The organism is Mesorhizobium sp. M4A.F.Ca.ET.090.04.2.1 (genome assembly GCF_003999085.1).
Lineage (GTDB): Bacteria > Pseudomonadota > Alphaproteobacteria > Rhizobiales > Rhizobiaceae > Mesorhizobium.
On sequence record NZ_RZOT01000072.1, the window covers coordinates 1 to 14,994 of the forward strand.

Below are 14,994 nucleotides of genomic sequence, written 5' to 3' on the forward strand. Positions count from 1 at the left end.
CGGGTCAGGAGGTCCATGGGCGCGGGCGGATGCTTCAGCTCGGCGATAAAGGGAGCGTTGTTGATGTCCCATGCTGGCCGCATTCTGTCGGGACCGCGCGCCGCCACCACGTGCGCATCCGCCACGCCGAGGTACCAGAACGCGCCGACGACCTCGATCGCGACCGCCGCCAATGCGGCTGCTGCAAACACAACCCGGCCCGCTCGCGACAATGCCGCCAGCACGGGCGGCAGCATCCAGACAAGCATCGGCGCCATATCCGTGAGCCAGCGCGGCCCAAAGGACATGCCCTGGCGCCAGTCTATCATGCTGTAGAAGATCACCTGGACGACCATGGCGCAGCCTATCGCGATGGTCAGGCCGCGCATCTTCCGGTCTCGCAGCACCTGGCGCAGGAAGCAGGGTACAAACAGCAGGAAAGGCGAAAAGACGAAGAGCCCGTGCGTGGGGCTGAACAGGAGGCCGGCAATGCCGCCCAGAACGCCGTCACTGTACTTGTCCGGCGGATCGATCAAGGCGTAGGCACCGGCGATATTGCCGACGAAATGGAGATTGTAGGCGACCACCAGGCCCACTGGGATCAGCCCTGCGGCCACGTAGAGGGGGATTTTGCGTCCCGCCCACCAAAGTCCATAGAGGCCGAGGCCCGCCGCCAGAATGGCATCGGGTTGGCGGTTGACGGCAATGAGCGCGCAGAGAAAACCCGTTGCCGCGGCGCGGAGCGCGGTGACCGGCCCGGTCAGCAACAGCATGGTCGCGATGACAAGGAGCTGAGCCAGCCCATGCATCCAGAGCGCCTGGCTGCTGATGACCCATGTTGTCGTGCCGAAAGCATAGATGGCAGTGAGAAAAACGGCGGTCCGCGGCTCGCAGCGGCGCCGCAGCAGCAGATAGAAAAGCATGACCGAGCCCGCGGCCATGAGCGAGGCGCAGAGCTTCTCCATGACCCGGGCAACCTTGTCGAACAGCAGCGGTTCCCAGCCCCTGGCCGAGAGGAAATGAACGGCCGGAAGGTACAGCGGAGCGACAACGACAGGGACGGCAACCGGGTATAGGGAGACCAGGTGGCCGCCGGGCCCCTTCAGCATCCAGGCCGCGGTCTCGACTTGCCCTTGAGCCTCCGGCGGCTTGCGCCCCTGGGCGACCTCCCTGACGATGGAATCCAGCACCACCTTGTGGTCGCGCAGGATCGAGAACGGCATATATCGCGCCGCATAGGTATCGGCGGCCGGGATCGACCGCAGGTTTGCGTTGTAGACGACAAAGGCGAAAAGCCCGATCAGGACCGCGATCGCGACATCCCGAAAGGCGCTTCGGCGCGATATCCGCGATTGTCGTTCTTGCCCCGCTGCATGGGCCGTGTCGGTCGGCAATACCCTGAACCCCATGCGACTTTTCAGGGACCCTATAGTGTCGCCGCGGTCGGCTTCAACGGATATGCCTATGCTTCAACAGAATTGTCCGCTTGCCGTAGCTCGCTTCAGTCGTCCAATCCGGCCTTTCGAAGCGCGTCGAACAGGTGGTCGAAATCCGCCTGGTCCTGATACTCGAAAGCTCCGTGCCAATAGGGCTCCCAGTTGGCGAGCTTGCGGCCGGGAAAGACCGCCATGTCTTGTTCCGCAACGCGCAGGAAATGCTCCAGCGCCGATCTGGCTTCCTGCAAAAGGCCGGCTTGGGCATAGCTGGCTGCAAGCCAGCCGTGCACTTCATTGATGGGATTGCGGGCCTGCTTGAGTGCGGTGATCGCCTCCTGATAGCGGCGGGCTGTGAAACAGACAATCCCCATGTCCCATGGCACCCAACGCGTATCGAACGGATTGAGCCGTCTCCCCAGCTCGATTTGAGCGATGCCGCTCTCAGCGTTGCCGGTCGCGGCAAGGAACATGCCGTAGTAGCGTCGCGCCAGGAAATCGTTGGGATTGAGAGCCACGCCGGCTAGGATTTCTGTATGAGCCTGGTCGAATTCCCGTCTGAACAGGTGCACTATGCCAAGCAATGTATGGGCAAAGCTGTCGGTTTCATCGAGCAGAACGGCGCGCTGCGCATAGTCGAAAGCTCTTTGAAGCGACGCGCCGGAGTCACGGGTCCATTTGGCCATGTATTCATAGAAGAGGCACCATGCGGCATGAGTGCATGCCGCAGCGCTCTTGGGATCCAGCGTCGCCGCGCGCTCGGCGAATTCGCGAGCCTGCGCATTCTCGCTTCGCGTATAGTTAAGCGTCAGGAACTTGGCGCGCAGCACCAGGTCATAGGCCCGCAGCGTGTCCGGGCTCATACGCTCGACCCGGTCCCGGCTCGCCACGTCCACCCGCCCGCAGACGGCCGCGGCCACGGACCTCGCGACGTCATCCTGAACGGCAAAGATATCGACAAGCTCCCAGTCGTACTTTTCCGCCCATAGCTGGGTGCCACGACCAGCATCCACCAGTTGCGCGCTGATGCGCACCCTGTCGCCCACCCGGCGGAAACTGCCCTCGACCACATAGGCCACGCCCAATTCCCGCGCGATTTCCTGCACCTTGACCGGCCGGCCCTTGAACGCAAACGAAGAGTGTCGCGCGATCACGAACAGCGACCTGAACCGCGACAGCTCGGTGATGATAGTCCTCGGAGATGCCATCGCTGAAATACTGTTGGTCGGCATCGCCGCTGAGATTCTCGAAGGGCAGCACGGCAACCGCCGGCCTCTCGGGGAGCGGCATCTCCGCAGTCGAAGGCAAGACAGGGCTGACAGCAGAAACGGGCTCCTCAGCGGCGCGATCCCGGATGGCTTCGTAGAGGCGAATTGTCTCTGGCGCCGGCTTGACTCCGAGCTCCGCGCGAAGGCGATCGCGCAGTCCTTCGTACCGCCTCAACGCCTGAACGGTTTGGCCCGCCTCGGCCTCTGCCTGCATGATTGCCCGGCTGGCCGCTTCGTTGAGAGGATCAAGCAGGAGGAGTCGCCGCGCGGCCTCCGCGGCAAAACCCAATTCGCCGTTGGCGATCGAATCGGCAATGGCTCTCGTCAGCGCAGCTTCGAGAAGATGTCGGAGGCGCCGTCGCTCGAGAAGCAGCCAATCCTCGAACGGGGGACTTCGGACGCGGACATCCTCGATGATTTCCCCGCGGTAGAGCGCAGCCGCGGCATGGAGCGACTGCGGCGTTCCTTCGCGCAAAAGCCGCTCGAACGTCGCGACGTCCGTCTTCACCGCGGCGGGATCGAGCTTCACCGTTCGCCGGTCCGCAACGATCGGAGATGCCGCCGATGCCTGCAGGCCGTGCCGGACGCGCGTTAGGGCGTGTTTCAAGCTGTCGCGGGCCTGCTGATCTCCTCGGTCGCACCATAACAGGTTTGCCAGCTTGTCTCGCGTGTGGTTCGTGCCAGGCGATAGCGCCAGGAACGCAAGCAGGGCACGGTCTTTCTGGCCCGGCAGGTCGATATCCTGGCCGGTCGCAAGCTTTAGCCCGAAGTCTCCGAACAACGTGATTTCTACGGCCACGACGCCCACCAGCCAGCTGGGTCGCTGTCATCCAAACCCTTGGCTCCACAATTAACGCGCAATTCCCGGGAGGCACAACGGATACAGATCGAATCCCGCTGGCTTCCCGCTGGCTGCCACGGATGCATCCCTGCACGGCGATACAAGAGGTTTGAAGGCGCGGATGATTTGGGGCGAACGACAATGACGGCTGCGGTTGAAAGTCTTCCAAAGGATCACCGACAGATTAGCCGGGCTTTGGCCCCGCCTCGCCATCGCCAATCCATTGGCACGGCCATGGTCATCTTATCGTCGGTTGCGATAGCCGTCGTGCCGAGCTTCGCCAGGCTGGCCTACGACGGGGGCAGCAACGTCATGTCCGTCATAACGCTGCGATGCCTGTTAACCGTCGGAATGACCTGGATCTTGATGGTCTCGCTCGGCCAAACCCTTTGGATAGTCCGAAAATCTTTGATCGTCAGCTGCGTTGCCGGCGTGTCCTACGCCGTCATGCTGTTCGGATTTCTGGGAGCGGTCAAATACATCCCCGTCAACATGGTCATCCTGATCTATTTTTCGCACCCTCTGCTGGTAGGGGTTGCCGCGGCGCTGCTCGGCGACGGGGCGATGAACATGAGAATGATGATGGCGTTCACAGCGGCATTCGCGGGCTTGGGCCTGGCCATTGGTTTCTCGCTCAGCGCCTTGAATGCCACGGGGCTTTGCCTTGCCGCTCTCGGAGCGGTCACCTGCGTGTTCGTTATTGTTGGAAGCGCCCGCGCCATGAGACAGGCCGGCGGCCTGGCTGTGGCTTTCTATATGATGGTGTCGGCAACGATAACGCTGGCGCTCCTGTTTCCGTTCATGAGTGTATTCGCGTTGCCGCAGACTGTTGCGGGGTGGGTCGGGTTTGCAGGTGTCGCGATCGGTTCCACCATCGGAACGTTGGCTTTCCTTTGCGCGTTCCCGATTGTCGGCTCTGTGCGCGCCACGATGATCAGCAATGTCGAGCCCCTGCTCGGCATAGTCTTTGCCGTCCTGGTTCTCGGCGAGACGATATCGGCGATGCAGTTGGGCGGCATTGCCATGGTGCTCGCCGCTGTCATTTCAACTGGGCCGATAGGAACGAAACCCGATGGCACGGATGGGGACAAGTCGGTTGATCGCGGGTCAGATCGCCAGTCGCCAGAAGCAGACATCCGGTCGGACACGACGCTTCTCAGTTCGCCAGCACAGCTTCGCCAAGCCCACGGATGATTTTCGCCAACTCCACGCATTCGTCATGCCGCGCCTTGTTGCGGCGCCAGGCGAGGCAGATCATGCGCAGCGGCATCGGTTCCTGGAACGGGACGATCTTGAGGTCGGGGATGGTGCCGGCCGGCCGCATCGCCATCTCCGGCACGAGCGTCACGCCCAGTCCATGCGCCACCATCTGCAGCAGCGTCGTCAGGCTGGTGGCGCCGTAGCTTGCCATCGCCACCGGACGGACATTGCCGCACACGGCCAGCGCCTGCTCGCGCAGACAATGGCCTTCCTCCAGCAGCATCAGCCTTTCCAGCGCCGGGCTTTCCGGCGGCACCGGCGGCGAGGCGAAGGCCGGATCGCCTGACGGCACGGCAAGGAAGAAGCGGTCAGGGAAAAGCTCTTCGCTGACTAGGCCGGGATGGTCGAGCGGCAGCGCGGCGATGAAGGCGTCCAACCGGCCGGAAGCTGTGTCCTCGACCAGCGACGCGGTCACCGCCTCGCGCAGTTCGAGTTGCAGGACCGGGAAATGCTTTCTCAATTCCGGCAACACATGCGGCAGCAGATAGGGCGCGACCGTGGGAATGATGCCCAGGCGGAAGCGCCCTTCCATGGCGGGGCGGCCGCGCCGGGCCGTCGTCTCGACGTCACGGATATCGGCGAGGATGCGCTCGATGCGTGGCTGCAAGGCCAGCGCCTCGTCGGTCATTCGCACCGTCTTGCCGCCGCGCTCGAACAGACGGCAGGCCAGCCGCTGTTCCATCTCCGCGATCTGTGCGGAGAGCGCCGGCTGACTGACGCCGGCGAGCTTGGCGGCGCGGCCGAAATGCAGCGTCTGCGCCAGCGCGTCGAAATATTGCATCTGCCGGACGGTGAGGCCGATCATAAGGAAATCCTATCGGAAAAAACAGGAAAGGCAATTTGTCTTTATCGTCTCGCCGGCCTAGTCTGGAATCGTTCCAGATTGGCGCGGCCGCTGGCAGCCCCTGGTGAAAAATCAAATCTCGGCAAAAATCGGAGAGTAAGATGGACGCGAAAACCGACGACAACAGCGCGGGCAAATGCCCTGTGGCGCATGGATCCGCCGGCCGGACCAACCGTGACTGGTGGCCGAACCAGCTCGACCTCGGCGTGCTCCACCAGCAGTCGAACCTCTCGGACCCGATGGGCGAGGATTTCGACTACGCCAAGGAGTTCAAGAGCCTCGACCTCGATGCGGTGATCAAGGACCTGCACCATGTGATGACGGATTCGCAGGACTGGTGGCCGGCTGACTTCGGCCATTACGGGCCGCTGTTCATCCGCATGGCCTGGCACAGCGCCGGCACCTATCGCATCGGTGACGGCCGCGGCGGCGCCGGCGCCGGCCAGCAGCGTTTCGCGCCGCTGAACAGCTGGCCAGACAACGCCAATCTCGACAAGGCGCGCCGCCTGCTCTGGCCGGTCAAGCAGAAGTATGGCCGCAGGATCTCCTGGGCCGACCTGATGATCCTCGCCGGCAACGTCGCGCTGGAATCGATGGGCTTCAAGACCTTCGGCTTCGCCGGCGGCCGCGCCGACGTCTGGGAGCCCGAGCAGGACGTGAACTGGGGTTCCGAGGCGAAGTGGCTGGGTGACGAGCGCTACTCCGGCGACCGCGAGCTCCATGGCCATCTCGGCGCCGTGCAGATGGGCCTGATCTACGTCAATCCCGAAGGCCCCAACGGCAATCCGGATCCGCTGGCCGCGGCGCGCGACATCCGCGAGACCTTCCGCCGCATGGCGATGAACGACGAGGAGACAGTCGCGCTGATCGCCGGCGGTCACACCTTCGGCAAGACCCATGGCGCCGGCGATGCCGCACTTGTCGGCGCCGAGCCGGAAGGCGCCGGCATCGAGGCGCAGGGCCTCGGCTGGTCGAGCAAATACGCCACCGGTATTGCCGGCGACGCCATCACCTCGGGCCTCGAGGTCACCTGGACCACGACGCCGACGAAGTGGAGCAACAACTTCTTCGACAACCTCTTCAACTACGAATGGGAGCTGACGAAGAGCCCGGCGGGCGCCCATCAATGGACGCCGAAGGCCGGCGCCGGCGCCGGCCTGGTGCCGGACGCGCACAATCCGTCCAAGCGCCATGCGCCGGCCATGCTCACCACCGACCTTTCGCTGCGCTTCGACCCGGCCTACGAGAAGATCTCGCGGCGGTTCCACCAGCATCCCGCTGAGTTCGCCGACGTCTTCGCCCGCGCCTGGTTCAAGCTCACCCACCGCGACATGGGGCCGGTCGTGCGCTATCTCGGCCCGCTCGTGCCGAAGGAAGAGCTGATCTGGCAGGATCCGATTCCGGCGATCGACCACGAGTTGGCGAGCGAAGGGGACATCGCTGCGCTAAAGGCCAAGATCCTCGCCTCCGGCCTGTCGGTCTCCGACCTGGTCTCGACCGCCTGGGCCTCGGCCTCGACCTTCCGCGGCTCCGACAAGCGCGGCGGCGCCAACGGCGCGCGCATTCGCCTGAGTCCCCAGAAGGACTGGGAGGTCAACCAGCCCGCCAAGCTGTCGACGGTACTGGCGAAGCTCGAAACTATCCAGAAGGAGTTCAACGCAGCGCAGACCGGCGACAAGAAGATCTCGCTCGCGGACCTGATCGTGCTCGGCGGCGTCGCCGCGGTCGAAAAGGCGGCGAAGGACGGCGGCCACCAGGTGAAGGTGCCGTTCACCCCGGGCCGCATGGACGCCTCGCAGGAACAGACCGACGCCCAGTCCTTCGCCGCACTCGAGCCGGTCGTCGATGGCTTCCGCAACTATGCCAGGGGCAAGCTGCCACTGTCGGTCGAGGCGTTGCTGGTCGACCGGGCGCAGCTCCTGACCCTGACAGCGCCAGAAATGACGGTGCTGGTCGGCGGCTTGAGGGTGCTCGGCGCCAACTCCGGCGGCTCGAAGCACGGCGTGTTCACCGACAGACCAGGCACGCTGAGCAACGACTTCTTCGTCAACCTGCTCAGCATGGCGACGGTCTGGGATCCGGCGTCGGGCTCCGACGAGATCTACGAAGCGCGTGACCGCAAGACCAAGGCGGTCAAATGGACCGGCACCCGCGCCGACCTGATCTTCGGCTCGCACGCGCAACTGCGAGCGCTTTCCGAGGTCTACGGCTCGGTCGATACCAAGGACAAATTCGTCAAGGATTTCGTCAAGGCGTGGACCAAGGTGATGAACCTCGACCGCTTCGAGATTGCCTGATCCTCGAAAGAGCGTGCACTCCAACAAAAAGGCGCGGGGCCAGCCCCGCGCCTTTTCGCATTCAGGCTTCAAAAAAAATCAGTCCTTCTCGAAGATGCGCGCCTTGGCGACGACGCCGGCGATGGCGCCGCCGATCAGTGGCGCGACGATGAACAGCCACAGCTGGCTGAGCGCCGCCGCGCCCGAAAACAGCGCCGGACCGATCGAGCGGGCCGGATTGAGCGAGGTGCCGGTGACCGGGATGATGGCGAAGTGCAGCCCGGCCAGCGTCAGGCCGATGACCAGCCCGGCGAAGGTCGTGCTGTGATTTTGCGCCGTGACGCCGAGGATCACGGTGACGAAGGTGAAGGTTGCGATCAATTCCCACAGGAAAGCCGAGCTGACGCCCCATTTCGCTTCGTCCCAGCCATTGGCGCCGAAACCGCCAGTGTGGCCGCCGACCTGGCCGGAGACGATGATCCACAGCGCCAGCGAGGCGATGATGGCGCCGATGATCTGCGCGATCCAGTAGGGAACGACGTCCTTTGCCGGCAGCCGGCCGGCGAGGAAGGCGCCAAGCGTCACAGCCGGATTGAGATGCGCGCCCGAGATCGGCCCGATCGCATAGGCCGCCGCGATGAGGCCGATGCCGAACGCCAGGCCGATGCCTTCCTGGCCAAGCGGCAGCGCGCCGCCGAAGCCGCCCGTGACCACAGAAGCCGTGCCGATGAATACCAACAGGAATGTGCCTAGAACTTCCGCAAGATAAGTCTTCATTGCCCTCTCCTCGTATCGATCCGCAAAACCGCCTTTACTGCGTCGCGAATCACGGCTGAGAGAGTATTCGCAACCCGAAATCTTGGAAAGCGGAGTGGTTAAGCCCGCGGGCTTGCTTGTACTCGTTAGTAAAAATATTAGACATATTTCATGTTCCGGTTGATTTGTTCTTGTTTTCCGCTGAGGACCGACTGCATCGAAAAGCGTTCCGTATGTCGTACGCAGGATGGCATTGGACCGGCCGTTTTGGCCTCACCGCAACAGAACTGTTTCAATCGGAGCAGGAAAGGCTCTAAGAGCAGGACTGAAGGCAACGGTTGACGGAGCAGGAATGAGACTGGGCGGAAGGCTGGCGGCGGCCATTGAGGTTCTGGAAGACATCGGCCGGCGGCACCGGCCGGTGGCCGACGCCCTGCGCGACTGGGGCCTGTCGCACCGCTTTGCCGGCGGCGGCGATCGCGCGGCGATCGGCAACATCGTCTATGACGCGCTGCGCCGCAAGCGTTCCGCCGGCTGGCTGCTCGGCGAGGACACCCCGCGCGCAATCGGCTTCGGCGCCCTGCTGCTCGAATGGGGCCAGACGGCACAGTCGCTGAACGATGCGCTGGACGGCGACAGGTTCGCGCCGCCGCTGCTCAGCGACACCGAACTGATGGCGGCGGCCGATCGCCGCCCGGCCGATGCGCCGGACGCGGTACGAGCCGACATTCCGGACTGGTGTGTGCCGCTGTTCGGGCAGGCTTTCGGCGAGACGTGGGTCGCGGAAGGGGCGGCGCTCGCCGCTCGCCCGCCGCTGGACCTCAGGGTCAACACGCTGCAGGCCGATCGCGGCAAGGTGCTGGCCGAACTCAACGGCACGGGCGCGGCTGCCGCGAGCATTGCCGCGCAAGGCATCCGCATCCCGCCGATCGATGGCGACGGCAGGCACCCCAACGTCCAGGCCGAACCCGCCTTCCAGAAGGGCTGGTTCGAGGTCCAGGACGAAGGGTCGCAGATCGTCGCGACGCTGGCCGGCGCCGAGGCCGGAATGCAGGTGCTCGACTATTGCGCCGGCGCCGGCGGCAAGACGCTGGCGCTGTCGGCCGAAATGGACAATCGCGGCCAGATATTTGCCCATGATGCCGAAAAGGCGCGGCTTGCGCCGATCTTCGACCGCATGCGCCGGTCCGAAAACCGAAACATCCAGATCGTCAGCAAACCCGCCGAACTGGGCCCGCTCGCTGGCCATATGGACATCGTGCTGGTCGACGCCCCCTGCACTGGCAGCGGCACCTGGCGGCGCCGCCCCGACGCCAAATGGCGGTTGACGCAAAGACAGCTCGACCAGCGCCGGGGCGAGCAAAGGGAAATCCTCGACGCGGCCAAGGCCTTCGTCAAACCCGGTGGCTTGCTGGTCTACATCACCTGCTCGGTGTTCGACGCCGAGAATGGCGAGCAAGTGGCCGATTTCCGCGCCCGCCATGGTGAGTTCGCGCCTGTTGACCACCGCAAGCTCTGGGACGGCCGCTTTCCCGGCCATGAAGCCGCCGCGCGCATCGGCGCCGGCGGCGGTATCTCGCTGTCGCCGGCGCTGAGCGGCACCGACGGGTTCTATGTCTGCGCGCTGCACAGGGCGGGTTGAGGCAGGGGTGCCGGCATTGCTGCACTGCAACATAAGAGATTGCCTGCGCGGCGTGCCTCTGCAATAAGCTTTCCCAGGAAATGAAGGCGACAGCCATGGCAGCAAAGATCGTACCCGCTCCTGACTATGAGGACCGGGTCCGCACATCCTTCGCCCGGCAGCAGGCGATGACGACCATCGGCGCCGAGCTGACCCTGGTGACACCCGGCATCATCGAGATCGAGATGCCCTACTCGGCCGCGCTCACCCAGCAGCATGGTTTCCTGCATGCCGGCGTCATCTCGACGGCGCTGGACTCGGCCTGCGGCTATGCTGCCTTCTCGCTGCTGCCGCAGAATTCCAGCGTGCTGACCATAGAGTTCAAGGTCAATCTCCTGGCGCCGGGCAGGGGCGAGCGCTTCCTGTTCCGCGGCTCGGTGACCAAGCCAGGCCGCACCATCATCGTCGCCGACGGCCAGGCCTACGCCTTCGCCGCCGACGGCGAGGCCAAGCTGATCGCCACCATGACCGGCACCATGATGACGGTCGTCGGACGGGACGGGATCGAAGGATAATCCATGGCAAGCGCTGTGCGGATCGCGGGCAGGGACGTTCTCTTCGTCATGGCCGCGCAGGCCGAATACGGTCCGCATCTCAGAAAACTGTTCACGCCGCTGATGACTGGCGTCGGGCCGGTCGAGGCCGGGGTCAGGCTGGGCGCCGAGCTTGCCCGGCTGAGGGGGGGGAAGGCGCTGCCGGATCTTGTCGTCTCGCTCGGCTCGGCCGGCAGCCGCACGCTGGAGCAGGCGGAGATCTATCAGGCGGTTTCGGTCGCCTATCGCGACATCGACGCCTCGCCTTTGGGCTTCGAGAAGGGTGCCACGCCGTTTCTCGACCTGCCGGTCACCGTGCCCTTGCCGCTAAGGATCCCCGGCATCAGGGAGGCGTCGCTGTCGACCGGCGGCGCGATCATCTCCGGCGCTGCCTATGATGCGATCGCCGCTGACATGGTCGACATGGAAACTTTCGCCTGCCTGCGCGCCTGCCAGCTGTTCGGCGTGCCACTCGCCGGCCTGCGCGGCATTTCCGATGGCGCGGCTGACCTCAGGCATGTCGGCGACTGGACGGAATACCTGCACGTCATCGACGAGAAACTGGCCGGCGCGGTCGGCCTTCTGGAACAGGCGATCGCTTCCGGCACGGTCAGCCTGGGCGCGGCGAAGCCGTCGGATTGAACCGGACGCCTCGCAACCCATTGCGCCGACTCGTTTCTTTCTCTAAACGCTCGCCATGAAAACAGCCAATCGCTCCGACACCGTCCTGATTGTCGACTTCGGCAGCCAGTTCACGCAGCTCATCGCCCGCCGCATCCGCGAGGCCGGCGTCTTTTCCGAGATCGTGCCGTTCCAGTCGGCCGAGACGGCCTTCGAGCGCGTCAATCCCAAAGCGGTGATCCTGTCTGGCGGCCCGGCCTCGACCACCGATATCGGCAGCCCGCGCGCCCCGCAGATCGTCTTCGAGGCCGGCGTGCCGGTGCTCGGCATCTGCTATGGCCAGATGGCGCTTTGTGTGCAGATGGGCGGCGTCGCCGAAAGCTCCAACCATCGCGAGTTCGGCCGCGCCTTCGTCGAGATCGAGAAGGAGAGCCCGCTGTTCGAGGGCCTGTGGGCGCCCGGCCAGCGGCACCAGGTGTGGATGAGCCATGGCGACCGCGTCATCTCGCTCCCCAAGGGCTTCGAGGTGTTCGGCAGGTCCGAAGGCTCGCCCTTCGCCATCTTCGGCGATGTCGAGCGCAAGATGTACGGCATCATGTTCCATCCCGAGGTGGTGCATACGCCGGACGGCGCCAGGCTGCTCAGGAACTTCGTCCACAACATCGCCGGCATCGAGGGCGACTGGACGATGCGCGCCTATCGCGAGCACGCCGTCGAGGCGATCCGCAAGCAGGTCGGCAAGGGCAAGGTGATCTGCGCGCTGTCGGGCGGCGTCGATTCCTCGGTCGCCGCACTTCTCATCCACGAGGCGGTCGGCGATCAGCTCACCTGCATCCTCGTCGACCATGGCCTGATGCGCAAGGACGAGGCGGCGAGCGTGGTGGAGATGTTCCGCCAGCACTACAATTTGCCGCTGATCCTGGTCGACGCGTCCGACCGCTTCATCTCGGCGCTGGAAGGCGAGGCCGATCCCGAAAAGAAGCGCAAGACGATCGGACGGCTCTTCATCGAAGTGTTCGAGGAAGAGGCCAAGAAGCTCGGCGGCGCCGATTTCCTGGCCCAGGGCACGCTCTATCCCGACGTCATCGAAAGCGTCTCCTTCTCCGGCGGCCCGTCGGTGACGATCAAGTCACACCACAATGTCGGCGGCCTGCCAGAGCGCATGAACATGAAGCTGGTCGAGCCGCTGCGCGAATTGTTCAAGGACGAGGTGAGGGCGCTGGGCAAGGAGCTCGGCCTGCCCGAGAGCTTCATCGGCCGGCATCCGTTCCCGGGCCCCGGCCTTGCCATACGCTGCCCGGGCGGCATCTCTCGCGAGAAGCTTGAGATCCTGCGCGAGGCCGACGCCATCTATCTCGACGAGATCCGAAAGGCCGGCCTCTACGACGCCATCTGGCAGGCCTTCGCCGTGCTCTTGCCGGTGCAGACCGTCGGCGTGATGGGCGACGGCCGCACCTACGAATTCGTCTGCGCGTTGCGCGCCGTCACCTCGGTCGACGGCATGACCGCCGACTTCTACCACTATGACATGAACTTCCTTGCCGCCGCCGCCACCCGCATCATCAACGAGGTACGGGGCATCAACCGCGTCGTCTACGATGTGACGTCGAAGCCGCCCGGCACGATCGAGTGGGAATGATTCAGGTCTATCCGAACCTCGCCGAAATTACGCCAAAAATCGATCTAACTAACTGAAATTAAAAATAATTTTTGCCAGCAGCTTTCGCTGCCTATCGGCGTGCATTGTTCGGCCTTGCCGGACTGGCTGCCGGACCTCCGACATATTGCCACGATGAATTTTCGACAGTACCGTCACGTCATAGAGGTCTGATGACGGTACTTTTTTCAGGCTAAGGCTATGAAAATTAAGAAGAAGTTCCGCCAAAAGCCCTCAAAAAACCCGTGACGGTACTTTTGGAAAGGCAGTCGGGATGCTGACGGACGCCGCAATCAAGGCATTGAAAATAAAGCAGAAAATACAAGGTGGCGGATCGTGACGGGATGTATGTCCGCGTCATGCCTAGCGGCACGATCTCGTTTCGTCTGGATTACAGGCTCAATGGCCGGAGGGAGACCGTCTATCTCGGCAAGTACGGGCGCGATGGGATCTCCCTGCTCCAAGCCCGGGAAAAATGCCTCGATGCACGTCGAGCGGTTAGAGAAGGTCGCTCTCCAGCCATCGAGAAGCAGCGCGACAAACGGCGACTGAAAGAAGCAAAGAGCTTTGGTCAGTTTGGAGAGAAGTGGCTGACCATGGCATCAATGGCGGATAGCACTCGCTCAATGCGCCGGTCAATTTACGAACGCGAACTCCTGCCGGTTTGGCGCAATAGGCTGCTGACCGAAATCACACCGGACGATCTTCGCGCCCAATGTGCCAAGATCGTCGAGCGTGGAGCGCCGGCAACGGCGATCCACGTCCGTGATATCCTCAAGCAAATTTACGGCTTCGCCATTCTCCATGGCGAGAAGGTGTCCAATCCGGCCGACGACGTAGGGCCGGCATCGATTGCTCACTTTGTCCCGAGAGATCGCTCGCTCTCCCCAACTGAAATCCGCGTCATGCTCAAGATACTGGAGAAGGTCGCAACACTGCCCACCATTCGCCTTGGCCTTCGCCTCATCCTGTTCACGATGGTTCGAAAAAGCGAACTTCAGGACGCAACCTGGGACGAGGTTGACTTCGAGAATGCGGTCTGGACCATTCCAAAGGAACGGATGAAGCGATCGAAGGCCCACAACGTCTATCTATCACGCCAGGCGCTCGACATCTTTGTTGCGCTCAAGACCTGCTCGGGGAACTCTCGTTTCGTGCTGCCATCCCGCTACGACGCGGACGCGCCAATGGCGCGCGCAACCTTCAATCGTGTGACCTATGCGGTGGCCGAACTGGCGAAGAAGGAAGGCCTGCCGCTCGAGCCATTCACCGTGCACGATCTCCGGCGCACGGGCTCTACACTTTTGAACGAACTAGGGTTCACCAGCGACTGGATCGAAAAATGCCTGGCTCACGAGGACGGTCGCTCCTCCCGCGGTGTCTACAACAAGGCGGAATACGAAGTTCAGCGCCGCCACATGATGCAAGAATGGTCCGATGCAGTGGAAGCCTGGGTCGAGGGAAGGAAGCGCCCCGTCGTCCTTATGCCCCCGATGATGACGGTCTTTGAGCCCGATCCAGCGCTTTGACAGGAGCGGTCTTTCTCAAACGCACATCTGGAGGGCTGGCTCGGGGAATTGGTGCTGCCCTGCGCGCATGGAGCCAGGCTTCAACCTCGGCCAAATCCCACACGACGCAACGGGGGGTAAGAGCGAAACGTCGCGGAAATTGCCCGCGCTGCTCCATTTCATAGATTGTGCTGTCAGCCAGAGGGACGATTTCACGTAGCTCCTTACGGCGGATCGTCCGCTTTATTGTAGCCTCCCTGGGATCAGTCATGGCGGCCTACCTTTCCTCGTGTCGCAGAACGATTGCTGCCGATAGCTGGCGAGGATGTAAAGGGCG

General features: G+C 63.5%; 12 protein-coding genes and 1 pseudogene. 8 read left to right on the plus strand and 5 right to left on the minus strand.

Annotation, left to right across the window (positions count from 1 at the left end):
• A partial coding sequence (locus EN781_RS07865; protein WP_210213460.1) for a hypothetical protein occupies positions 1-1,373 on the minus strand: 1,373 nt, incomplete at its 3' end.
• A 107-nt stretch (positions 1,374-1,480) separates the two neighbouring features.
• Complete coding sequence (locus tag EN781_RS34175) at positions 1,481-2,566, minus strand: hypothetical protein (protein ID WP_245492557.1); 1,086 nt, start codon at positions 2,564-2,566, stop codon at positions 1,481-1,483.
• On the opposite strand from EN781_RS34175, the gene EN781_RS35175 reads away from it, so the two are divergent.
• Positions 2,535-3,275: a hypothetical protein gene (locus EN781_RS35175; RefSeq protein ID WP_245492558.1), complete on the plus strand. Its 741-nt coding sequence runs from the start codon at positions 2,535-2,537 to the stop codon at positions 3,273-3,275. The two genes, EN781_RS34175 and EN781_RS35175, sit on opposite strands and share 32 nt — an antisense overlap.
• A 480-nt stretch (positions 3,276-3,755) precedes the next feature.
• On the plus strand, positions 3,756-4,715 hold the full coding sequence (locus EN781_RS07875; protein WP_210213461.1) for a DMT family transporter: 960 nt from the start codon (positions 3,756-3,758) through the stop codon (positions 4,713-4,715).
• Here EN781_RS07875 and EN781_RS07880 read toward each other — a convergent pair.
• Positions 4,678-5,586, minus strand: a complete 909-nt coding sequence (locus tag EN781_RS07880) for a hydrogen peroxide-inducible genes activator (protein WP_126056384.1) — start codon at positions 5,584-5,586, stop codon at positions 4,678-4,680. The genes EN781_RS07875 and EN781_RS07880 overlap by 38 nt on opposite strands.
• 140 nt (positions 5,587-5,726) lie before the next feature.
• On the opposite strand from EN781_RS07880, the gene katG reads away from it, so the two are divergent.
• Positions 5,727-7,922: a catalase/peroxidase HPI gene (gene katG, locus EN781_RS07885; protein WP_126056383.1), complete on the plus strand. Its 2,196-nt coding sequence runs from the start codon at positions 5,727-5,729 to the stop codon at positions 7,920-7,922.
• 78 nt (positions 7,923-8,000) lie between these two features.
• Here the strand turns inward: katG and EN781_RS07890 are convergent, their stop codons facing one another.
• Complete coding sequence (locus EN781_RS07890; RefSeq protein WP_126056382.1) at positions 8,001-8,678, minus strand: MIP family channel protein; 678 nt, start codon at positions 8,676-8,678, stop codon at positions 8,001-8,003.
• 331 nt (positions 8,679-9,009) lie between these two features.
• Between EN781_RS07890 and EN781_RS07895 the strand changes: the two genes are divergently transcribed.
• From EN781_RS07895 to EN781_RS07915, 5 genes and pseudogenes are all read left to right on the plus strand, one after another.
• The gene (locus EN781_RS07895; RefSeq protein WP_126056381.1) at positions 9,010-10,299 is read left to right on the plus strand and encodes an RsmB/NOP family class I SAM-dependent RNA methyltransferase; all 1,290 of its coding nucleotides are present in this window, start codon (positions 9,010-9,012) and stop codon (positions 10,297-10,299) included.
• Positions 10,300-10,394: 95 nt separating this feature from the next.
• Positions 10,395-10,853: a PaaI family thioesterase gene (locus EN781_RS07900; protein WP_126056380.1), complete on the plus strand. Its 459-nt coding sequence runs from the start codon at positions 10,395-10,397 to the stop codon at positions 10,851-10,853.
• A 3-nt stretch (positions 10,854-10,856) separates the two neighbouring features.
• Positions 10,857-11,513, plus strand: coding sequence for a 5'-methylthioadenosine/S-adenosylhomocysteine nucleosidase (locus tag EN781_RS07905; protein WP_127399893.1), 657 nt, complete (start codon positions 10,857-10,859; stop codon positions 11,511-11,513).
• Between the two features lie 55 nt (positions 11,514-11,568).
• Positions 11,569-13,131 carry a glutamine-hydrolyzing GMP synthase gene (gene guaA / locus EN781_RS07910; protein WP_126056379.1) on the plus strand — a complete coding sequence of 521 codons (1,563 nt, stop codon included), beginning with the start codon at positions 11,569-11,571 and terminating at the stop codon, positions 13,129-13,131.
• Positions 13,132-13,423: 292 nt separating this feature from the next.
• Positions 13,424-14,678 (plus strand): annotated as a pseudogene (locus EN781_RS07915) (tyrosine-type recombinase/integrase).
• Here EN781_RS07915 and EN781_RS07920 read toward each other — a convergent pair.
• Entirely contained in the window at positions 14,632-14,928 is a 297-nt protein-coding gene (locus EN781_RS07920) for an AlpA family phage regulatory protein (RefSeq protein WP_127399894.1), read from the minus strand. The pseudogene EN781_RS07915 and the gene EN781_RS07920 overlap by 47 nt on opposite strands.
• Positions 14,929-14,994: the final 66 nt, after the last annotated feature.